Origin of the sequence: Streptomyces sp. NPDC004435, from assembly GCF_042873895.1 — a bacterium.
In the GTDB taxonomy this organism is placed as follows: Bacteria; Actinomycetota; Actinomycetes; order Streptomycetales; family Streptomycetaceae; genus Streptomyces.
This window is the reverse complement of the sequence record NZ_JBIAMB010000022.1, coordinates 133,812-154,169: the sequence shown is the minus strand read 5'-3', so window position 1 is coordinate 154,169 and position 20,358 is coordinate 133,812. Positions and strand designations below refer to the sequence as shown.

20 protein-coding genes are annotated in these 20,358 nt (G+C 72.6%); 4 read left to right on the top strand and 16 right to left on the bottom strand.

The window, feature by feature from the left end; all coding sequences use genetic code 11:
• From ACFYT9_RS32300 to ACFYT9_RS32235, 14 genes are all read right to left on the bottom strand, one after another.
• Positions 1 to 491 (bottom strand): adenosylhomocysteinase (locus tag ACFYT9_RS32300; protein WP_389169320.1); only part of this gene is annotated, 491 nt, incomplete at its 3' end.
• Entirely contained in the window at positions 484 to 1,377 is an 894-nt protein-coding gene (gene metF, locus ACFYT9_RS32295) for a methylenetetrahydrofolate reductase [NAD(P)H] (protein WP_389169318.1), read from the bottom strand. The genes ACFYT9_RS32300 and metF, both read right to left, overlap by 8 nt.
• On the bottom strand, positions 1,374 to 4,832 hold the full coding sequence (gene metH, locus ACFYT9_RS32290) for a methionine synthase (RefSeq protein WP_389169316.1): 3,459 nt from the start codon (positions 4,830 to 4,832) through the stop codon (positions 1,374 to 1,376). Before metH ends, metF begins: the two co-directional genes overlap by 4 nt.
• A complete protein-coding gene (locus tag ACFYT9_RS32285; protein ID WP_389169314.1) occupies positions 4,829 to 5,812 on the bottom strand; it encodes a carbohydrate kinase family protein in 984 nt (327 codons plus the stop codon). The genes metH and ACFYT9_RS32285 overlap by 4 nt, the downstream gene beginning before the upstream one ends.
• Positions 5,813 to 5,817: 5 nt before the next feature.
• A complete protein-coding gene (metK, locus tag ACFYT9_RS32280; protein WP_389169312.1) occupies positions 5,818 to 7,029 on the bottom strand; it encodes a methionine adenosyltransferase in 1,212 nt (403 codons plus the stop codon).
• Positions 7,026 to 7,289, bottom strand: a complete 264-nt coding sequence (locus ACFYT9_RS32275; protein ID WP_376603305.1) for an acyl carrier protein — start codon at positions 7,287 to 7,289, stop codon at positions 7,026 to 7,028. Before ACFYT9_RS32275 ends, metK begins: the two co-directional genes overlap by 4 nt.
• Before the next feature lie 11 nt (positions 7,290 to 7,300).
• Complete coding sequence (gene acpS / locus ACFYT9_RS32270) at positions 7,301 to 7,744, bottom strand: holo-ACP synthase (protein ID WP_376603304.1); 444 nt, start codon at positions 7,742 to 7,744, stop codon at positions 7,301 to 7,303.
• Between the two features lies 1 nt (position 7,745).
• The gene (locus ACFYT9_RS32265) at positions 7,746 to 8,600 is read right to left on the bottom strand and encodes a hypothetical protein (protein ID WP_376603303.1); all 855 of its coding nucleotides are present in this window, start codon (positions 8,598 to 8,600) and stop codon (positions 7,746 to 7,748) included.
• Between the two features lie 81 nt (positions 8,601 to 8,681).
• Positions 8,682 to 9,575, bottom strand: a complete 894-nt coding sequence (locus ACFYT9_RS32260; protein WP_387278168.1) for a diiron oxygenase — start codon at positions 9,573 to 9,575, stop codon at positions 8,682 to 8,684.
• Between the two features lie 23 nt (positions 9,576 to 9,598).
• Positions 9,599 to 10,642, bottom strand: coding sequence for a methyltransferase domain-containing protein (locus tag ACFYT9_RS32255; RefSeq protein ID WP_376603301.1), 1,044 nt, complete (start codon positions 10,640 to 10,642; stop codon positions 9,599 to 9,601).
• Positions 10,639 to 11,490 carry a class I SAM-dependent methyltransferase gene (locus ACFYT9_RS32250; protein ID WP_389169309.1) on the bottom strand — a complete coding sequence of 284 codons (852 nt, stop codon included), beginning with the start codon at positions 11,488 to 11,490 and terminating at the stop codon, positions 10,639 to 10,641. Before ACFYT9_RS32250 ends, ACFYT9_RS32255 begins: the two co-directional genes overlap by 4 nt.
• Positions 11,491 to 11,635: 145 nt before the next feature.
• Positions 11,636 to 12,178 (bottom strand): MaoC family dehydratase, encoded by a 543-nt coding sequence (locus ACFYT9_RS32245; RefSeq protein ID WP_376603299.1) that lies wholly within the window; start codon positions 12,176 to 12,178, stop codon positions 11,636 to 11,638.
• A gap of 100 nt (positions 12,179 to 12,278) precedes the next feature.
• On the bottom strand, positions 12,279 to 13,448 hold the full coding sequence (locus tag ACFYT9_RS32240; protein WP_389169307.1) for a trans-sulfuration enzyme family protein: 1,170 nt from the start codon (positions 13,446 to 13,448) through the stop codon (positions 12,279 to 12,281).
• A gap of 159 nt (positions 13,449 to 13,607) precedes the next feature.
• The gene (locus tag ACFYT9_RS32235) at positions 13,608 to 15,044 is read right to left on the bottom strand and encodes an MFS transporter (protein ID WP_389169305.1); all 1,437 of its coding nucleotides are present in this window, start codon (positions 15,042 to 15,044) and stop codon (positions 13,608 to 13,610) included.
• A gap of 363 nt (positions 15,045 to 15,407) precedes the next feature.
• On the opposite strand from ACFYT9_RS32235, the gene ACFYT9_RS32230 reads away from it, so the two are divergent.
• On the top strand, positions 15,408 to 16,085 hold the full coding sequence (locus ACFYT9_RS32230) for a hypothetical protein (protein WP_376600364.1): 678 nt from the start codon (positions 15,408 to 15,410) through the stop codon (positions 16,083 to 16,085).
• Between the two features lie 287 nt (positions 16,086 to 16,372).
• A complete protein-coding gene (locus ACFYT9_RS32225; protein ID WP_387278175.1) occupies positions 16,373 to 17,587 on the top strand; it encodes a Cmx/CmrA family chloramphenicol efflux MFS transporter in 1,215 nt (404 codons plus the stop codon).
• Here the strand turns inward: ACFYT9_RS32225 and ACFYT9_RS32220 are convergent.
• Both ACFYT9_RS32220 and ACFYT9_RS32215 read right to left on the bottom strand, forming a co-directional pair.
• Entirely contained in the window at positions 17,584 to 17,853 is a 270-nt protein-coding gene (locus ACFYT9_RS32220) for a DUF4031 domain-containing protein (RefSeq protein ID WP_387278156.1), read from the bottom strand. The genes ACFYT9_RS32225 and ACFYT9_RS32220 overlap by 4 nt on opposite strands.
• Before the next feature lie 28 nt (positions 17,854 to 17,881).
• A complete protein-coding gene (locus ACFYT9_RS32215) occupies positions 17,882 to 18,238 on the bottom strand; it encodes a hypothetical protein (RefSeq protein ID WP_376600360.1) in 357 nt (118 codons plus the stop codon).
• A 113-nt stretch (positions 18,239 to 18,351) separates the two neighbouring features.
• Between ACFYT9_RS32215 and ACFYT9_RS32210 the strand changes: the two genes are divergently transcribed.
• Both ACFYT9_RS32210 and murQ read left to right on the top strand, forming a co-directional pair.
• Positions 18,352 to 19,293, top strand: coding sequence for a MurR/RpiR family transcriptional regulator (locus ACFYT9_RS32210; RefSeq protein WP_389169302.1), 942 nt, complete (start codon positions 18,352 to 18,354; stop codon positions 19,291 to 19,293).
• Between the two features lie 109 nt (positions 19,294 to 19,402).
• Entirely contained in the window at positions 19,403 to 20,347 is a 945-nt protein-coding gene (gene murQ / locus ACFYT9_RS32205) for an N-acetylmuramic acid 6-phosphate etherase (RefSeq protein ID WP_376600357.1), read from the top strand.
• Positions 20,348 to 20,358 lie beyond the last annotated feature (11 nt).

Below are 20,358 nucleotides of genomic sequence, written 5' to 3'. Positions count from 1 at the left end.
ACGGCGAGTTCCTCGTTGGCGGCCTCGGGCAGGATGCCGGTCTTGCGGTGGGCGACGCCCTGGTGGACGAGGAGGGTGGCGTCGCCGCCGTCGTCCAGGATCATGTTGGGGCCGTCGCCGCCGGGCCAGGTCAGGGCCTGTTCGGTGCACCACCAGTACTCCTCCGGGGTCTCGCCCTTCCAGGCGAAGACGGGGATGCCGACGGCGGCGATCGCGGCGGCCGCGTGGTCCTGGGTGGAGTAGATGTTGCAGGACACCCACCGGACCTCGGCGCCGAGGGCGACGAGGGTCTCGATGAGGACGGCGGTCTGCACCGTCATGTGGAGGGAGCCGGTGATCCGGGCGCCGGCGAGCGGCTGCGCCTCGGCGTATTCGCGGCGGATCGCCATCAGGCCGGGCATCTCGTGCTCGGCGAGCGTGATCTCCTTGCGGCCGAAAGCCGCGAGGGAGAGGTCGGCGACCTTGAAGTCGGTGAAGGTGGTGTCAGGCATGGGCGGCGACTCTCCTTGCGCTGAGGACGGCGCGGTGGATCTCCAGGGCCGCCGTCGACTTGTTGAGGGTGATGTAGTGCAGGCCGGGCGCGCCCTCGCCGAGGAGGCGCAGGCCCATGGCGGTGGCGTGCTCGACGCCGACGCGGCGCGCGGCCGCCGGGTCGTCCTTGGCGGCCTCCAGGCGGTGGGCCAGGTCCTCGGGGAAGGCGGCGTCCGAGAGTGCGGCGAAGCGGCGGATCTGGCGGACGTCGGTGGCGGGCATGATCTCCGGGATGATCGGGGTGTCGCAGCCCGCGGCGGCGACCCGGTCCCGCAGCCGCAGGTAGTCCTCGGGGTCGAAGAACATCTGGGTGAGGGCGTAGTCGGCGCCGGCCCGGCACTTGGCGACGAAGTGCGCGAGGTCGCTCTCCGGGGACTCCGCGCGCGGGTGGCCCTCGGGGAAGGCGGCGACGCCGATCCTGAAGTCGCCCAGCGAGCGCACGAGTTCGACCAGCTCGTAGGCGTACCGGTAGCCGTCCGGGTGCGGGGTCCAGGGGCCGCGCGGGTCGCCCGGCGGGTCGCCGCGCAGGACGAGGACGTCCCGGACGCCCGCGTCGGCGTAGGCGCCGACGATCGCGCGCAGTTCGGCGACCGAGTGGCCGACGGCGGTGAGGTGGGCGACGGGCCGGAGGGTGGTCTCGGCGGCGATCCGCTTCGTGACCTCGACGGTCCGGTCGCGGGAGGAGCCGCCGGCGCCGTACGTGACCGAGACGAAGTCCGGCTTCAGCGCCTCCACCCGCCGGATCGCGTCCCAGAGGGTCCGCTCGCCCTCGGCGGTCTTCGGCGGGAAGAACTCGAAGGAGAAGGTGGGGTCCGTCGGGGCGGTGTCCGTCAGGGCCGTGTTCACAGGCGTCTGCCTCCCGCGTTGAAGTAGCTCGCCTCCGGGTGGTGGACGACGAGGGCGTCGGTGGACTGCTCGGGGTGGAGCTGGTACTCCTCCGACAGCTCGACGCCGATCCGCTCCGGCCGCAGCAGGGCGGCGATCTTGGCGCGGTCCTCCAGGTCGGGGCAGGCGGGGTAGCCGAGGGAGTAGCGGCAGCCCTGGTACTCGGTGCGGAGCATGCCGTCGATGCCGGCCGGGTCGGCGCCGCCGATGCCCCACTCGGCGCGCACCCGGGCGTGCCAGTACTCGGCCAGCGCTTCCGCCAACTGCACGGACAGGCCGTGGAGTTCGAGATAGTCCCGGTAGGCGTCGGCGGCGAAGAGACGGGCGGTCTCCTCCCCGATGCGCGATCCGACCGTCACCACCTGGAGGGCCACCGTGTCGATCTCCCCGGAGTCCTCGGCGCGGTGGAAGTCGGCGAGACAGAGGCGGCGGCCCCGCTGCTGGCGGGGGAAGGTGAAGCGGGTCCGCTCGCCTCCGTCCTCGTCCAGGACGATCAGGTCGTCGCCCTTGGACACACAGGGGAACCAGCCGTACACGACGGCCGCCTCCACCAGGTCCTCGCGCGCGACCCGGTCCAGGAGGGCGCGCAGCCGGGGCCGGCCCTCCGTCTCGACCGTCCCGGAGTCCTTGAGCCCCCACTGGCCCTTGAAGAGCGCCGTCTCGTCCAGCCAGGGCGCGTAGTCGGCCAGGGGGATGCCGGTGACGACCCTCGTCCCGAGGAAGGGGGGTTCGGGTACGGGGTTGTCGGCGGCGACGTCGGAGCGGCCGGCCGGCTCCGGCTCCCGTACCTCCAGAGGGGTCTCGCGCTTCGGCACCCTCCGCTGCTTCAGCGCGGGGAGTACGGCCCCGGGGACGCCGCGCTTCACGCCCATCAGCGCGTCCATGAGGCGCAGGCCCTCGAAGGCGTCGCGGGCGTAGCGGACCTCGCCCTGGTAGATCTCGTGGAGGTCCTGTTCGACGTAGGCCCTGGTGAGGGCGGCGCCGCCGAGGATGACGGGGAAGCGCTCGGCCAGTCCGCGCCCGTTCAGCTCCTCCAGGTTCTCCTTCATGATCACGGTGGACTTGACCAGGAGACCCGACATGCCGATGACGTCGGCGGCGTGCTCCTCGGCGGCCTCCAGGATCGCGGAGACGGGCTGCTTGATGCCGATGTTGACGACGTTGTAGCCGTTGTTGGACAGGATGATGTCGACGAGGTTCTTGCCGATGTCGTGGACGTCACCGCGGACGGTGGCGAGCACGATCGTGCCCTTGCCCTCCGCGTCCGACTTCTCCATGTGCGGCTCCAGGTGAGCCACCGCCGTCTTCATCACCTCGGCGGACTGGAGCACGAACGGCAGCTGCATCTGGCCCGAGCCGAACAGCTCGCCGACCGTCTTCATGCCGTCGAGCAGCACCTCGTTGACGATCTCCAGGGCGGGACGCTCCGTCAGGGCCTCGTCGAGGTCCGCCTCCAGGCCGTTCTTCTCCCCGTCGATGATCCGCCGCTTCAGCCGCTCCTCCAGCGGCAGCGCCGCCAGCTCCTCCGCCTTGCCCGCCCGCAGCGACTGGGCCGTCGCCCCCTCGAAGAGCTCCAGGAGGCGCTGGAGCGGGTCGTAGCCCTCGCGCCGGCGGTCGTGGATGAGGTCGAGGGCCACCTCGACCTGCTCGGGTTCGAGCCGGGCGATCGGGAGGATCTTGGACGCGTGGACGATGGCCGAGTCCAGCCCCGCCTTCACGCACTCGTCGAGGAAGACCGAGTTGAGGACGAGCCGGGCCGCCGGGTTGAGACCGAAGGAGATGTTCGACAGGCCCAGCGTCGTCTGCACGTCGGGATGGCGCCGCTTCAGCTCGCGGATCGCCTCGATCGTCGCGATGCCGTCCTTGCGGGACTCCTCCTGACCCGTGCAGATGGTGAAGGTCAGAGTGTCGATGAGGATGTCGGACTCGCGGATCCCCCAGTTCGCCGTCAGGTCGGCGATCAGACGCTCCGCGATCTCGACCTTCTTCTCCGCCGTCCGGGCCTGGCCCTCCTCGTCGATCGTCAGCGCCATCAGCGCCGCGCCGTGCTCCCGGGCCAGCGCCGCGACCTTCGCGAAGCGGGACTCCGGCCCGTCGCCGTCCTCGTAGTTGACCGAGTTGACGACGGCCCGGCCGCCCAGCTTCTCCAGACCGGCCCGCAGGACGTCCACCTCGGTGGAGTCGAGCACGATCGGCAGGGTGGACGCCGTCGCGAAACGGCCGGCCAGCTCCTCCATGTCGGCGACACCGTCGCGGCCCACGTAGTCCACGCACAGGTCGAGCAGGTGCGCGCCCTCGCGGATCTGGTCCCGCGCCATCTCCACGCAGTCGTCCCAGCGGCCCTCCAGCATGGCCTCGCGGAACTTCTTCGACCCGTTCGCGTTCGTCCGCTCCCCGATCGCCAGGTACGAGGCGTCCTGCCGGAACGGCACATGGGCGTAGAGCGAGGCGGCGCCCGGCTCGGGGGACGGACGCCGGTCCAGGACCGCCGCGCCCCGGACCCGGTCCACCATGGCCCGCAGGTGCTCCGGGGTCGTCCCGCAGCAGCCGCCGACCAGCGCGGGCCCGTACGCCCGGACGAACTCCTCCTGCGCGTCGGCCAGTTCCTCCGGCGACAGGGGGTAGTGGGCGCCGTCGGAGGTGAGGACGGGCAGGCCGGCGTTGGGCATGACCGAGAGCGGGATCCGGGCGTGCCGGGCCAGATGGCGCAGGTGCTCGGTCATCTCGGCGGGGCCGGTGGCGCAGTTCAGGCCGATCATGTCGATGCCCAGCGGCTCCAGGGCGGTGAGCGCCGCCCCGATCTCCGAGCCGAGGAGCATGGTGCCGGTGGTCTCCACGGTCACCTGGACGATGACCGGGAGGTCGAGACCGGCCCCGTCCAGGGCGCGGCGGGCGCCGACGACGGCGGCCTTCGTCTGGAGCAGGTCCTGGGAGGTCTCGATCAGGAGGGCGTCGGCGCCGCCGAGGAGCAGGCCCTCGGCGTTCTGCTGGAAGGCGTCCCGCAGCGAGCCGTACGCCACGTGCCCGAGGGTCGGCAGCTTGGTGCCGGGGCCGATGGAGCCGAGGACCCAGCGGGGCCGGCCGTCCTCGGCGGTGCAGGCGTCGGCGACCTCCCGGGCCACCCGGGCGCCCGCCTCGGACAGCTCGTGGACGCGGTGCTCGATGCCGTACTCGGCGAGCGCGGCCAGGTTGGCGCCGAAGGTGTTGGTCTCGACGCAGTCGACGCCGGCCGCGAAGTAGGCGCGGTGGACGGCGGCGACCAGATCGGGGCGGGTGAGGTTCAGGACCTCGTTGCACCCCTCCAGGCCGGTGAAGTCGTCCAGGGACGGATCGGCGTCCTGGAGCATCGTGCCCATGGCGCCGTCGGCGACGACCACCCGCCGGGCGAACTCGTCCCTCAAGGAGGGCGGCCTCATGTCAGCCCCCTCAGATGCGGGACGAGGGAGGCCGTGCAGCCGGCCCCGTAGGTGCTGCGGATCCGGTCGAGCAGCGGCTCGCGGCGCAGCTCGTACTCCTGGGTGCCGACGGAGCCGAGGACGGCCGCGGCGACGGCGCACCCCAGCCGGGCGGCGCACCCCTCGGGGACGCCCCACAGGGTTCCGGCGAGGAAACCGGCCCGGAAGGCGTCGCCGACACCGGTCGGGTCCACCACGTCGGGGACGGGCACGGCGGGGACCGCCAGCGGGTCGCGGCCCGCTCCCCGCACACGGACGCCGGCCTCGCCGTGGGTGGTGACCCAGGCGCCGACCCGGCGCAGCACCTCCGCCTCCGTCCAGCCGGTCTTCTCCAGGAGGAGGGCGGTCTCGTACTCGTTGGTGAACAGGAAGCGCGCCCCGCCCACCAGCTCCCGCACCGCGTCCCCGTCGAGCCTCGCCAGCTGCTGCGAGGGGTCGGCGGCGAAGGGGATGCCGTGCTCGCGGCAGGTGCGGGTGTGCCGGAGCATCGCCTCGGGGTCGTCCGGGGAGACCAGGACCAGATCCGGGCGGCCGGTGCGCGCGACGACGTCCCTCAGGTCGATCGCGCGCGCCTCGGCCATCGCCCCCGTGTAGAAGGTGGCGATCTGGTTCTGGTCCCGGTCGGTGGTACAGACGAAACGGGCGGTGTGCAGGGAGTCGCTGACCCGCACCGACTCGGTGTCGACGCCGTGGTCCTTGAGCCGGACCCGGTACGGCTCGAAGTCGGCGCCGACCGCGCCCACGAGGACCGGGCGCAGACCGAGCACCCCGAGTCCGAAGGCGATGTTCGCTGCCACTCCGCCGCGCCTGACCTCCAGGTTGTCGGCGAGGAACGACAGGGAGACCCGGTCGAGCCGGTCGGCGAGCAGCTGCTCGCCGAACAGGCCGGGGAAGGTCATCAGATGGTCGGTCGCGATGGAACCCGTGACAGCGATACGCATCTCCCTCAGACCCCCGTCGCCGTCTTGAGGGCCTCGGCCCGGTCGGTGCGCTCCCAGGTGAAGTCGGGGTGTTCGCGGCCGAAGTGGCCGTACGCGGCGGTCCGGGCGTACACCGGCCGCTTGAGGTCGAGGTCGCGGATGATCGCGGCCGGCCGCAGGTCGAAGACCTCGGTCACCGCCCGCTGGATCCGCTCGACGGGGACGGTCTCGGTGCCGAAGGTCTCCACGAAGAGGCCGACCGGCTCCGCCTTGCCGATCGCGTACGCGACCTGCACCTCGCAGCGGCGGGCGAGCCCGGCCGCGACGACGTTCTTGGCCACCCACCGCATCGCGTAGGCCGCGCTGCGGTCCACCTTCGACGGGTCCTTGCCGGAGAACGCGCCGCCGCCGTGCCGGGCCATGCCCCCGTACGTGTCGATGATGATCTTCCGGCCGGTCAGGCCCGCGTCGCCCATCGGACCGCCGACCTCGAAGCGCCCGGTCGGGTTGACGAGCAGCCGGTAGCCGTCGGACTCCAGGGTCACGCCCTCCTCGACCAGCTCCTTGAGGACGTGCTCGACGACGTACTCGCGGACGTCGGGGGTGAGCAGGCCCTCGACGGAGATGTCGGCGGCGTGCTGCGAGGAGACGACGACGGTGTCGAGACGGACCGGGCGGTCGCCGTCGTACTCGATGGTGACCTGCGTCTTCCCGTCGGGCCGCAGGTACGGCACGGTGCCGTCCTTGCGGACCTCGGTCAGGCGGCGGGCGAGCCGGTGCGCGAGGGCGATCGGCAGCGGCATCAGCTCGGCGGTGTCGTCGCAGGCGTAGCCGAACATGAGGCCCTGGTCGCCCGCGCCCTGCGCGGCCAGCTCGTCGCCCGCGCCGTCGACCCGGGTCTCGTAGGCGGTGTCGACGCCCTGCGCGATGTCCGGGGACTGCGCCCCGATGGAGACCGAGACGCCGCAGGAGGCGCCGTCGAAACCCTTCGCGGAGGAGTCGTAGCCGATGTCGAGGATGGCGTCCCGCACCAGCTGGGCGATGGGCGCGTAGGCGGTGGTGGTGACCTCGCCGGCGATGTGGACCTGACCGGTGGTGATCAGCGTCTCCACGGCGACCCGGGCGGACGGGTCCTGGGCGAGGAGCGCGTCGAGGACGGTGTCGCTGATCCGGTCGGCGATCTTGTCGGGGTGGCCCTCGGTCACGGACTCCGAGGTGAACAGGCGGCCGCCGCTCATGCCTCCACCTCCACCGGGGCCTGGGCCCCGGCCCGGAAGAAGTGCTCGCCGATGGCGCCGAGGGTGCGGATGGACTCGACCTCCAGGGTCTCCATCTGGATGGAGACGCCGCTCTCCTGCTCCAGGAGGAAGACGAACTCGACGAAGGACAGGGAGTCGATGAGCCGGTTCTCGATGAGGTCGAGGTCGGGGGCGATGTCCTGGCGCTCGGGGTGGCGCTCCAGGATCCAGTTCTTCACCTGCTGCAGGCCGTCGGCCATGGGGGTTCTCCTCAACTCGTGTGCGTGGGTGGGGTGTGGGCGATGATCGGGGCGGCGACCGCCACCGCGTAGTCCACGTCGTGGCTGATGGACACGGTGATCTCGGCGATGCCGGATCCGGCGGCCATCTCGGCGGCGGAGCCGTGCAGCTCGACGAGCGGCCAGCCGCCCTCGGAGCGCCGCACCACGATGTCCGGCCAGGGCAGGAACCTGCCCCTGACCCGTAAGGTCTTGAAGGCCGCTTCCTTCGCCGCGATCCGTCCGCACAGGCTCAGCACGTCGAGCCCGGTGGAGGTGCGGCAGTCGGCGAGTTCGCCGGGGGTGAGCATCCGCTCGAAGAAGCGCTCCCCGTACTGCGCGAGGAGCCGGCGGACACGGTTGACGGACACGATGTCCATGCCGAGGTTCGCCCAGCCCAGGCCGCCCGCCGGCGGGGCGACGGGACGGGCCGGCACGTCAGATCACCGGCCCGGCCGCGTCCAGGACCGCCCGGGTGGCCGCCTCCCAGCCGCCGTGGCGGCGGGTCAGCGCGGACAGCCACCGTTCGAGGCCGAAGGCGACGCAGCTGGTGAAGGCCGGGCCGCCGGTCGAGGCGAGCGTGATGGCGCAGCGCTCGCCGAAGAAGTTCCGGTGCGTGTTGACCGAGGCGATCGCCAGGTCCTCGTACAGGAACTCGTACTTCACCGGGGTGAGCCGCTGGAGGAGCGCCTTCGAGCCGCCCTTGTCGAAGAAGGGGTCGCAGGCGGCCTCCTTCCGCAGGCTCAGGCCGACGGCCTCGGCGAAGGCGTCGACGCGGGCGGTGAAGGCGGTGAGGTGGTCCTCGGCGTGCTCGCGGGAGCCGATGGCGACGATCTCCCGCATGCGGAAGCCGAGTTGCCGCCGCATGCCCTCGTAGTGGGTCTCCTTGCGGAAGCACCACGAGCAGACGGTGACGAGGGTGTCGTCGGCGACCTGCCGGCCCTGGTGGTCCAGGTAGACGGCGTAGCAGGACGCGGAGGGCAGACCGAGGCCGGCCGGTTCGAGGGAGGCCGCGGGCCAGTGGCCGCGGTGGCCGTCGAAGGGGGTGGTGAGCCGCCGCTCCAGGTCGAGCGGGGCGGCGAGGACGGCCTGGTGGGGGAAGTTGTCGTAGTAGTCGAGCCGGGCCAGGTCGGCGGCGGGCAGCAGCGGGGGCATGGTCATCGGGCGGGCGCCCGCGGTCACGCCCCAGCGTTCGAAGGTGTCGTCGAGGAGCCGCAGCAGGCGGGTCCCCTCCGGCCCCAGGGACGGCAGGCCCCTGGTCGCCCCGACGGTCTCGGGGATGGTCACGGTCATGGTCGGTGCACCTCTCGGTGTGGGCTCACGGTGAGGGCTCCCGGGTGGGCGCCCTCGGCCGTGCGCGCGGGACCGGTGCTCTCAGAGGACGGGCAGGGTGTCGTCGGAGAAGATCCCGGTCTTCAGGAAGAAGGCGAGCGGCTTGCGGATCGCCTTCCGCTCGTGGGCGCGGCGGGCCGGGTCGGCGATGAGCGCGGTGCGCAGGCCGAGCGGGTCGGGGATGCCGGCGTCCTTGTACACGTGCGGGTTGTAGAGCGAGTTGACGCTGTAGACGACGTACCGCTTGAGGTACGCCTCCACCTCGCGGACGCGGTCGGCGGGGACGGCCTCGCACATCCGCTGGTACAGCAGGGAGACCAGCTCGCGGCCGAAGGCGATGTGGCGGGACTCGTCCTGGTGGTGGATGCGGTTGACCTCGCGGATGGTGTGGCAGAGCGAGGTGTCCTTCGCCATCCGGGCGTTGTAGTGGTCGACGAGCTCCTCGAAGAAGAGGATCCGGGTGAAGACGAGGAAGTTCTCGACCTCGGGCTCCCAGGCCGCGTCGGCGCGCATGGCGGTGGAGCCGTAGATCTTGTGGCCGTAGCGCCGGCAGAACTCGGAGAAGAACCACATGTGTTCGTTCTCCTCGCCGATGAAGTGGTGGAAGAAGTCCGAGGGCACCTCGAAGCCCGGCATGTGGATGCGGCCGACGACCTCGATGAGGAGTTCGCGGATGCCGTGCACGTTGAGGCTGTAGAAGTTGACCGACTCCCACTTGGAAAGGCGCTGAAGCGTTTCCTCATCGAGGGTGTCGTAGTGCTCGGTGCCGAAGACGGTGAGCAGCTCCGGCGTCATCCAGAAACGGTTCTCCTCCAGGGTCTCGGGCCACTGGAAGGTCTGGTACGGGTTGTAGTAGTCCTCGACGGAGCGCTCGCTGAGGCGGCTCAGGACCTCCATGAAGCGGTCGCTGACGGGGAGGGGGGCGGTCACGCCCATGGTTCGTGCTCCTTCGCAGTCGGTTACGGGCGGACTTCGTAGACCGCGTTCACGGGGGTCTCGGCGGCGCGCCGCCAGCGGGTGAAGCCGGCCTCCCCGGCGATCGCCCGGAACGCCTTCTCGCCCGAGTGGTTGCCGAGCGCGTGCGGGCCGCGCTGCGCGACCGCGACCGGCAGGCACATCACGGCGGACAGGGCCATGAACATGCGGGCGGCGGGGGTCTGCGTGTCGATGTCCCCCGGGGAGACGTTGGACTCGACGAGCATCCATGTGCCGTCCGCGTCCAGCGACTTGTGGACGTGCTGGGCGGCGGCGACCGGGTCGCCCATGTCGTGCAGGGCGTTGAAGAAGCAGACGAGGTCGTAGCCGGAGCCGGGGTAGTCGTCGGCGGAGGCGACCTCGAAGACGACCCGGCCGGAGAGCCCGGCCTCCTCGGCCAGCTCGCGGGCGATCGCGATGGCCTCCTCCGAGTAGTCGAAGCCGTGCACGGTGGCGTTCGGGAACGCCTTCGCGATGAGGAGGGTGGTGTGCCCGACGCCGCAGCCCACGTCCGCGACGGTGCCGCCGGCGCCGAGCTTCTCCGTGACCTCGTGGAGCGCGGGCAGCCAGTCGGGGACCAGCTTGTGCTCGTACGTCGGCTGGAAGAAGGAGCCCATGCCGGTGTCGAGGGCCGCGTCGTGCTCGGCCCAGCCGACGCCGTCACCGGTGCGGTACGCCTCGACCAGCAGGTCCTCGGTGGCGTACAGCGCCTTCAGCGCGGTGAAGAAGCCGGCGGCGAAGGTGACGGCCTTCGGATCGGCGAGGACCTCGGCGTGGTCCGCGGGGAGCGTGTACGCGAGCGAGCTGGGGTGCCGCTCGACGTAGCCGGCGGAGAGCTGGGCGTGCAGCCACTCCTCGACGTACCGCTCGTCCGTACCGGTCCGGCCGGCGAGCTCGCCCGCCGTGAGGGGGCCGTGGGCGGCGAGCGCCCGGTACAGGCCCAGGCGCTCGCCGAGCGCGACGGTCAGGCCGCGGACGGCCGCGCCGGCGTCGGTGATGACCCGCTGGTGGAAGTCGTGGGCGCTCACGCGGCCACCTCCTCGTCGTGTCCGGGCACGCCCGGCAGCTCGCACGTGAACAGGAAGGAGCGGGGCACGCCCGGGACCGTGCGGGCCGGGACCGGGTAGGGCCAGCGCTCGAAGTCGGCGCCGGGCTCGCCGGGCTGCTTCACCTCGCGCACGGCCCAGCCGCAGTCGGCGAGCAGCGCCTCGGGCTCCTCGGTGCCGAAGAGCCACGGGTTGCCGTCCTCCTCCAGCGCCTTCATGAAGCCGCGGGCGAGCGGGTTGGTGAGGGCGGCGCGCGAGATGACGTCGCCGAGCAGGACGGAGCCGGGCGCCGCGTGTGCGGCGAGCGTCCCGATCAGGGTGCGTACGGCCTGCTCGGGGAGGAAGAAGAGCAGGCCCTCGACGACCCACAGGACCGGCTCGTCGCTCTTCCAGCCCGCTTCCTTCAGCGGTCCCGTCCAGTCCTGGGTGAGGTCGACGGGGACGGCGACGCGGGTGCGGCCCTCGGGCCGGGGCTCGCCCGCGAGCATCCGGGCCTTGGCGTCGAGGAGCGCGGGACGGTCGAGCTCGTAGACGGTGACGCCGTCGGGCCAGGGCAGCCGGTGGAAGCGGGTGTCCATGCCGGCGGCGAGGAGCACCACCTGGCGGATGCCGCGCTCCCGGACGGCCCGGACGATCGCCCGGTCGAGGTAGGTGGTGCGGATGGCGAGGAACGGCACGATGCCGCCGCCGTCGTAGCGCTTCAGCAGCTCGAAGCCGATCTCGTCGGCGACGGTGCGCGCGTAGGGATCGGCGAACAGCCGGTCCTCGCGCTCGGTCTCCAGGGCCCGCGCGGCGGCGGTCCACTGGGCGGTGCGGGATACGGCCTCCACTGGGAGGTCCCCCTTCGGTCGGTGTCCGGTGTTGTCCTACGTCACGGGCTCGGGTGGTGCGGACGGCCGTGTTCGGTGTTGTCCTTCGTCACGGGCTCGGTGGTGCGGACGGCCGTGTTCGGTGCCTGACGGGCATACGGACCCGTCAGGCGGTCATGAGCGGGACACAGACCTTGGCCCGGGCGCCCGTGCAGCCGACGGGGTCCTCGGCCGCGGGCATCGACGACGGATGCGCGGCCTCGGTGCCGTCGGGGCGCCGGCGGAAGATGCTGTGCAGGATCATGCTGAACACGGCCGTCCCGTCGGAGGCCACGAGCGTGCACCGCGGTCTGACGGTGCCGGTGGCGGGGTTGAACGGCGACGGGGTGGCGCCGAGGACCTCGACGCGGGCGGTGAGGACGTCGCCGGGGCGGACGGGGCGCAGGTAGCGGACCTCGTCGATGCCGGGCGAGCCGAGGCAGTCGCTGTAGGCGAGCAGGCCGTCCACGTACCGCCGCATGAAGAGCGACTGGGTGTGGAAGCCGCTCGCGATCAGGCCGCCGAACGGCGAGTCCTTCGCCCGCTCCGGGTCGGTGTGGAAGGGCTGCGGGTCGAAGCGCCTGCCGAACTCCAGCACCTCCTCCGCCGTGACGGTGACGGTGCCCAGCTCGTGGACGTCGCCGGGCCGGAAGTCCTCGAAGTAGCGCATCAGGCGCCCCCCTTGACGTGGGAGTTCTACGTTTCCTGGCACCACCCAATCTACGAATCAGTCATTTATTTTGTCAACCCAAAAGAAGCCTGAACCCGCGCTAGGTGAGGGCCTGTTCGATGTCGGCCCCCAGGTCCTCGACGGACTCGATGCCGACCGACATCCGCACGAGCCCGGGGGCGATCCCCGCGGCGGCGAGGGCGTCCGCGTCCAGCTCGCGGTGGGAGGTGGACGCCGGGTGGGCGACGAGCGTCTCCACACCGCCGAGCGACAGCGCGAGCTTCGCGATCCGCACGCGCTCGATGAAGGCGCGGCCCGCCTCCCGCCCCCCGGCGAGCTCGAAGGAGAGCAGCCCCCCGCCGCCGGCCAGGACCTTCCGGGCGGTGCCGTACGAGGGGTGGTCCGCGCGCCACGGGTAGTGGACGGCCGTGACGCCGGGGCGGGCCGCGAGCAGCTCGGCGAGCGCGGCGGCGTTGGCGCAGTGCTCACGCATCCGCAGAGGCAGCGTGGGGATCCCCCGGAGGGTGAGCCAGGCCGCGAACGGATCGGCGCAGGCGCCGAGTTCGACCGTGCGGGGCCAGACGCGGCGGCGCAGCGCGTCGTCGGCGAAGACGGCGGCGCCGCCCAGGACGTCGGAGTGCCCGGAGAGGTACTTGGTGGTGGAGTGCACCACGATGTCGGCGCCCAGCTCCAGCGGGCGGCAGAGCGCGGGCGAGGCGAGCGAGTTGTCGACCAGGCTCGTCACCCCGAGGGTCCGGGCGGAGGCGAGCAGCCCGGGGAGGTCCGGGACCTGCCCGGTGGGGTTGGCGATGGTCTCCAGGACGAGGAGGCGGGTGGCGGGGTGCACGGCCGCCGCCTCGAACTCCGCCGGGTCGTCCCCCGATATCCGTACGACCTCGATCCCGTACCGCTCGGCCAGGTCAGCCAGGACGGCGTGCGTCCCGCCGTACAGGCACCGCTGGGCGACCACCCGGTCACCCGGGCGCAGGAGCGCGAGGAGGACGCCGCTGATCGCACCCATCCCGGAGGCGAAAGCGATGGCCCCCTCGCCCCGCTCAAGGCCCGCGAGGGTCTGCTCCAGGGCGCGGACGGTCGGATTGCCGCGCCGGCTGTAGACGTACCGGCCGTCGGGGTCGGCCATCGCGCGGGCGAGCTCGGCGGCGGAGTCGAAGGCGAAGGCGGAGGACTGCACGAGGGGGACGGAGAGCGGCCAACTGCCCTCCGGGAAGGGTTCGTTGTAGACGTGGACGGCGCGGGTGCTCAGTTCCATGACGGTCCTCTCCAGGGGGTACGGGGGTCCGGACGTACGGGTGTACGGGAAGCGGGTACGGGAAAGGGGCCGCCCGACGTCCGGGACGGACATCGGGCGGCCCCTCGCGCTTCCGCCGGCGGGCCGGCGGATCAAGCGGGTCTGCGGATCAGGAGCGGGTCAGGCGGAGACCTTCTCGCCCTGCGGGGCGGGGGCGTCCTCGGCGGCCATCACGGCCTTGTCGCCCTTCATCACCAGGAGGGTGACGACACCGCCGACGGCGGCGATGACCGCGGCGCCGATGAAGGCGGCCGAGAAGCCCTCGGTGAGCTTGGGCAGGTTGCCGAGCTGGTCGGCGCCCTGGGACATGGCGACCGCGGTGAGGGCGGCGAGGCCGAGCGCGGAGCCGACGTTGTAGGTGGTGTTGACGATGCCGGAGGCGAGGCCGGCCTGCTCCTGCGGGGCGCCGGACATGGCGGCGATCATCGCCGGGATGTAGGCGAGGGACATGCCGAGCGCGGCGACCAGCGAGGCCGGCAGGACGTCGACGAGGAAGGTGCCGGTGGGCGGGACGGCGGCGAGCCAGACCAGGCCGGCGGCGAGGACGAGCAGACCGCCGCCGATCAGCGGCTTGGCGCCGACCTTCATCATCAGGCGGGAGGTGATGGCCGTCATGAAGATCATGAGGAGCACGGTCATCGGGAGCAGCGCGGCGCCGGAGGCGAAGGCCCCGTAGCCGAGGACCTGCTGGAGGTACAGGTTGAGGAAGTACCACATCGGGATCCACGCGGCGCCGAGCAGCGTCATCGCCAGGTTGGCCGAGCCGAGGCGCGGGACCCGCCAGACGCTGAGCGGCATGAGCGGCTCGCGGACGGACTTCTGGATCACGAAGAAGAGGACCAGGAGGGCGGCGGCGCCGACCAGCTGGAGGATGGTGGCGGTGGCGCCCCAGCCGACCTCGGGGGCGCGGACGACGGCGAAGACGGCGAGCGCGAGACCGGCGGTGACGGCGACGGCGCCGAGGACGTCGACGGAACCGCGACGGGACTCGACGTCCGGGAGCAGCTTGGTGGCGGCGAGGGTGGCGAGGCCGATCGGGATGTAGATGATGAAGACCCACTGCCAGGCGGCCCACTCGGTGAAGACGCCGCCGAGGAAGACGCCCGCGGTGCCGCCGGCCGGAGCCGCGGCGCCGTAGAGCGCCATCGCCTTGCCGAGCTCCTTCGGGTCGTGCATGAAGAGCATCATCAGGAGCGTCATCGCGGAGGGCGCGATGAGCGCGCCGCCGACGCCCTGCACGGCGCGGCCGGCGATCTCGACCCAGGCGGTCTGCGCGGCGGCGGCGAGCACCGATCCGGCGATCATGACGACCCAGCCGGTGACGAAGATCTTGCGCGCTCCGACCAGGTCGGAGAGGCGTCCGCCGAGGAGCAGCAGACCGCCGAAGACGATCACGTAGGCGTTGAAGACCCACTGGAGCTCGCCCTGGCTGAAGCCCAGGTCCTTCTGCATCTCGGGGAGCGCGACCCCGATGATCGAGGTGTCCATGATGACCATGAACTGGGCGGTGGCGAGCACGAGGAGTGCCCACCAGCGCCGGGGGTTGACGTTTGACATCGCACTGCCCTTCACTCGCGGCCGACCGTTGGCCTGGGCCGTTCACATACCCCTGGGGGGTACCTTCGCGGAGCACCGTAGCATACCCATGGGGGGTATGTAAGAGTGAGATGAGGGCACGCTTCCGGGCGTACGCCGGCGGGGCCGGGGCGCACTTCCGGGCGGACGCCGACGGGGCCGGGGCACCCTTTCGGGCGGACGCCGACGGGGCCGGGGCGCGCTTCCGGGCGGACGCCCACGGGGCCGCGGCACCCTTTCGGGCGGACGCCCCCGGGACCGGGGGCGCGCTTCCGGGCCGAAGCCGGCAGGGGCGGGGCGCGCTTCCGCCGGGGCTGCGGCGCTCCGGGCGGGCACAATGCGCCCATGACCGCAACCGAGGACAGCGACCTCCTCCAGACACAGCTCCTCCAGCGCTGGAACGCCACCCTGCTCGCCGCCCGCGCCGGCCGGGAGGGCCCGGACCCCACCCCGTACGGCCGCGACCTGCTGGGCCGCTGGGCCGAGCCGCAGCGGCGCTACCACACGGTCACCCACCTGAGGGCGGTCCTCGACCGCATCGACGAGCTCGCCGACCAGGGCGGCGAGGGCGGGGAGCTCGAACTCGTCCGGCTCGCCGCCTGGTTCCACGACGCCGTGTACCGCCCCGACCGCTCGGAGAACGAGGAGCGCTCCGCCGCTCTCGCCGAACGCGCCCTGAACGAGGCCGGGTTGACCGCCCACGAGGTCGCGGAGGTGGCCCGCCTGGTCCGCCTCACCGTCACCCACGACCCCGACCCCGGCGACCTCAACGGCGAGACCCTCTGCGACGCGGACCTCGCGATCCTCGCCGGCGGCCCCGATACCTACAGGGGGTATGCGGCGGCGGTCCGCGAGGAGTACGGCTTCGTCCCCGACGACGCCTTCCGCGAGGGCCGCGCCGCCGTCCTGCGCCAGCTCCTCGACCTCCCCCGCCTCTTCCGCACCCCGTACGGCGCGGCGGTCTGGGAGTCGAAGGCCCGGGAGAACCTGGAGAGAGAACTCAAGGAACTCACGGCGGCCTGAACCCGAGCCGCGCCCACGCCTCCGCGCGCCCCCACCTCGCTCACCGGCCCCACCGCCGCGCCCGCAGACTCCACCGCCCCGCCCCGCCCCCAGACTCCACCGCCCCACAGGGCGACGGCCCCGCCGCCGCCCGTGATCCCCGCAGGTCGCACCGGGGCCACGTCGGCCGCGTCTCGTATCGCGAGAAGAACCGCGACCCCGGAATGACAGGAACCAACCACCGGTTGACACATGTCATGCCGTCTTCCTCAGCCGAGCCCGCCCCCACGTCCCCCGCCGCTCCCCGGATGCCCCTGGCCGTCTACGTCCTGGGCATCGCGGTCTTCGCGCTCGGCACGAGCGAGTTCATGTTGTCCGGCCTGCTGCCGCCCATCGCGGAGGACATGGGCGTCTCCATCCCGCAGGCCGGGCTGCTGATCTCCGCCTTCGCCATCGGCATGGTCGTCGGAGCCCCGCTGCTCGCCGTCGCGACCCTGAGGCTCCCCCGCAAGACCACCCTGGTCTCGCTGATCACCGTCTTCGGCCTGGGCCAGATAGCCGGCGCGCTCGCCCCGAGCTACGGGATCCTCTTCGCCTCCCGCGTGATCAGCGCGCTCGCCTGCGCCGGCTTCTGGGCCGTCGGCGCGGCCGTCGCCATCGCGATGGTCCCGCAGAGCTCCCGGGCCCGCGCCATGGCCGTCATGATCGGCGGCCTCTCCATCGCCAACGTCCTCGGCGTCCCCGCCGGCGCCTTCCTCGGCGAGCACCTCGGCTGGCGCTCCGCCTTCTGGGCCGTGGGCGCCGCCTCCGCGATCGCCCTCGTCGGCGTCGTCACCCGCATCCCGCACATCCCGGTCCCGGAGACGAAGCCCCGCCTCGGGCGGGAGCTCACGATCTACCGCGACCGCCAGGTCCTCCTCTCGATCGTGATCACCGCGCTCGCCGCGGGCGGCGTCTTCTGCGCCTTCTCCTACCTGGCCCCGCTCCTCACCGACGTCTCCGGCCTCGACAAGGGCTGGGTCTCCGGAGTCCTCGCCCTCTTCGGCATCGGCGCCCTCGTCGGCACGACGATCGGCGGCCGGGTCGCCGACGCCCACCTCTTCGGCGTCCTGCTCAGCGGCATCACCGCGTCCACGGTCTTCCTGATCGCGCTGGCCTTCCTCGCCTCCAGCCCGGTGGCGACGATCCTGCTCGCCTTCCTCCTCGGCGTCTCGGCCTTCTACACGGCCCCCGCCCTCAACGCCCGCATGTTCAACGTCGCCGGCGCCGCCCCCACCCTGGCCGGCGCCACCACCACGGCCGCCTTCAACCTGGGCAACACCGGCGGCCCCTGGCTCGGCGGCACCGTCATCGACGCCGGCCTCGGCTACGTCTCCCCGGCCTGGGCCGGCGCGGCGATGACCGCCCTGGCCCTGGCGGCCGTCGCCGTCTCCCTGAAGCTCACCCGGCCGGAGAAGTCCCGGGTGGTCATCGGCGCCCAGGGCGCGCCCACGACGGCCGAACTGTCCCGGCAGGAGAACTAGAGCGGCGGCCGGCCCTTCGGGCGGCGCAGACCGGCCTCCGTGAGGCGGCGGAGGAGTTCCTTGGAGCCGACGGGGACGGCGCCGGCGGCGACCGCGGTCGCGTGCCAGTCGGCGGGGATGTCGTAGTGGTCGCGGTCGAAGCCGCGCGCCGGGGCGCCGATCGAGGCGGCGAAGGCGTGCAGCTCCTCGAAGGAGACGTCGCTGACCAGGTGCGACCACATGCGGCCGTGGCCGGGCCAGGTCGGCGGGTCGATGTAGAGGGTCATCGGGGGAGGCTCCCGCCGGGGGCGGTCCTCACGTCAGCCCGCCCACCCGCGCCACCACGACACCCTGCTTGCCGCAGACCCAGTGCGGGTCCGCGCCCAGCTCGGGTTCGACGTCGAGGGCGTGGGGGTCGCCGGAGGAGCAGACGGGGCAGAGGGGCCAGCGGCCGTACGCCTCCAGGAGGGCGTCCTGGACGTCCTGGGCGACGAGGCCGGCGACGTACTCCACGCCCTCGGGCCACTGCTCGACCCACCAGCGGCGGTGCGTCACCGCGTCCTCCACCATCGACACGACCTGCGCCGCGGCCACGTCACGGGCCGCGAGGTCGGCCAGCACCAGCGCGCGGGCAGTGTGCAGCGCCTGCTCCACGGGGTCGATGTCGTCCATGAGGTCATTGTCACCCGACGACACCCGGAAGGACGAAGGTCCCGCCCTTCCGCTCCTGATCCGGGCCTTACGGGCTCTTGTCCACCCCGCCCTCCTGAAAGTATCTTTCAGTCGTGACCAATGACGTGAAGGAAACTTTCAGCAGTGAGACGCAGGCCGCGTCTCCCGCTCCCCCCGCACCGGCCGCGCTCGCCGCCAAGGTACGGACCCTCTCCCCTTCCATGACCCGCTCCATGCAGCGGGTCGCCGAGGCCGTCGCCGGGGACCCCGCCGGCTGCGCCGCCCTCACGGTCACCGGCCTCGCCGAACTGACCGGCACCAGCGAGGCCACCGTCGTCCGCACCGCCCGGCTCCTCGGCTACCCCGGCTACCGCGACCTGCGGCTCGCCCTCGCCGGCCTCGCCGCCCAGCAGCAGTCCGGCCGGGCGCCCTCCGTCACCGCCGACATCGCGGTCGACGACCCGGTCGCCGACGTCGTCGCCAAGCTCGCCCACGATGAGCGGCAGACCCTCGCCGACACCGCCGCCGGCCTCGACACCGTCCAGCTCGGCGCCGTCGCCGCCGCCTGCGCGACCGCCCGCCGCATCGACGTGTACGGCGTCGGCGCCTCCGGCCTCGTCGCCCAGGACCTCGTGCAGAAGCTGCTCCGAATCGGCCTCGTCGCCCACGCCCACAGCGACCCGCACCTCGCCGTCACCAACGCCGTGCAGCTCCGCTCCGGCGACGTCGCCCTCGCCATCACCCACTCCGGCTCCACCGGCGACGTCATAGAACCGCTCCGGGTCGCCTTCGAGCACGGCGCCACCACGGTGGCGATCACCGGCCGTCCGGACGGGCCGGTCAGCCAGTACGCCGACCACGTGCTGACCACCTCCACCGCCCGCGAGAGCGAGCTGAGACCGGCGGCCATGTCGTCCCGCACCAGCCAGCTCCTGGTCGTGGACTGCCTGTTCACCTGCGTCACCCAGCGGACGTACGAGACCGCGGCCCCCGCCCTCGCGGCCTCGTACGAAGCCCTCGCCCACCGCCACGCACCCCGGACCACCACCCGCTGACCCACGACGCCCACCCCGAACCGGAGAGCCCCGACCCCGAGAGCCCCGACCCGCACACCCCTCCCCGACCCCAAGCCCCCGAGCCCCCCGAGCCCCCGAAGCCGACCCCATGAAAGAGCAGCCGCCCGTGTCCACCACGTACTCCGAACTCCGCGCCCAGCTGGCCACCCTCACCACCGAGGCGTTCCGTCCCGAACTGGCCGAGATCGACCGGCTGTCCACCCTGGAGATCGCCCGCATCATGAACGGCGAGGACCAGACCGTCCCCGCCGCGGTGGCCCGGCAGCTGCCGGCGATCGCCACCGCCATCGACGCCACCGCCGAGCGGATGGCCCGCGGCGGCCGGCTGCTCTATCTGGGCGCCGGCACCGCCGGCCGGCTCGGCGTCCTCGACGCCAGCGAGTGCCCGCCCACCTTCAACACCGACCCCTCCCAGGTCGTCGGCCTGATCGCGGGCGGCCCCTCCGCCATGGTCCAGGCCGTCGAGGGCGCCGAGGACTCCAAGGAGCTCGCCGCCGCCGACCTCGACGCCCTCTCCGTCGGCCCCGACGACACCGTCGTCGGCATCTCCGCCTCCGGCCGCACCCCCTACGCCATCGGCGCCGTCGAGCACGCCCGCGCCCTCGGCGCGCTCACCATCGGCCTGTCCTGCAACGCGGACAGCGCGCTCGCGGCCGCCGCCGAGCACGGCATCGAGGTCGTCGCCGGTCCCGAACTCCTCACCGGATCCACCCGGCTGAAGGCCGGCACGGCGCAGAAGCTCGTCCTCAACATGATCTCGACGATCACCATGATCCGGCTGGGCAAGACCTACGGGAACCTCATGGTCGACGTCCGCTCCTCCAACGAGAAGCTCCAGGCCCGCTCGCGCCGCATCGTCGCGCTCGCGACCGGCGCCCCCGACGAGCAGATCGAGTCCGCCCTCGCCGCGGCCGAGGGCGAGGTGAAGAACGCCATCCTGATCATCCTCGCCGACGTCGACGCCGCCACCGCGGCCCGGCGGCTGCACGACTCCCACGGCCATCTGCGTGCGGCGCTGCACGCGACCACCTGAGCCGTCCCCCT

Coding starts and splice junctions, on each gene's coding strand:
- ACFYT9_RS32245 (WP_376603299.1), bottom strand. CDS start 12,178: ATGCGCTACTTCGAGGACTTCCGGCCCGGCGACGTCCACGAGCTGGGC.
- metH (WP_389169316.1), bottom strand. CDS start 4,832: ATGAGGCCGCCCTCCTTGAGGGACGAGTTCGCCCGGCGGGTGGTCGTC.
- ACFYT9_RS32215 (WP_376600360.1), bottom strand. CDS start 18,238: ATGGACGACATCGACCCCGTGGAGCAGGCGCTGCACACTGCCCGCGCG.
- ACFYT9_RS32240 (WP_389169307.1), bottom strand. CDS start 13,448: ATGGAACTGAGCACCCGCGCCGTCCACGTCTACAACGAACCCTTCCCG.
- ACFYT9_RS32260 (WP_387278168.1), bottom strand. CDS start 9,575: ATGGGCGTGACCGCCCCCCTCCCCGTCAGCGACCGCTTCATGGAGGTC.
- metK (WP_389169312.1), bottom strand. CDS start 7,029: ATGAGCGGCGGCCGCCTGTTCACCTCGGAGTCCGTGACCGAGGGCCAC.
- ACFYT9_RS32275 (WP_376603305.1), bottom strand. CDS start 7,289: ATGGCCGACGGCCTGCAGCAGGTGAAGAACTGGATCCTGGAGCGCCAC.
- murQ (WP_376600357.1), top strand. CDS start 19,403: ATGAAAGAGCAGCCGCCCGTGTCCACCACGTACTCCGAACTCCGCGCC.
- ACFYT9_RS32220 (WP_387278156.1), bottom strand. CDS start 17,853: ATGACCCTCTACATCGACCCGCCGACCTGGCCCGGCCACGGCCGCATG.
- ACFYT9_RS32235 (WP_389169305.1), bottom strand. CDS start 15,044: ATGTCAAACGTCAACCCCCGGCGCTGGTGGGCACTCCTCGTGCTCGCC.
- ACFYT9_RS32230 (WP_376600364.1), top strand. CDS start 15,408: ATGACCGCAACCGAGGACAGCGACCTCCTCCAGACACAGCTCCTCCAG.
- ACFYT9_RS32225 (WP_387278175.1), top strand. CDS start 16,373: ATGCCCCTGGCCGTCTACGTCCTGGGCATCGCGGTCTTCGCGCTCGGC.
- ACFYT9_RS32265 (WP_376603303.1), bottom strand. CDS start 8,600: ATGACCGTGACCATCCCCGAGACCGTCGGGGCGACCAGGGGCCTGCCG.
- ACFYT9_RS32285 (WP_389169314.1), bottom strand. CDS start 5,812: ATGCGTATCGCTGTCACGGGTTCCATCGCGACCGACCATCTGATGACC.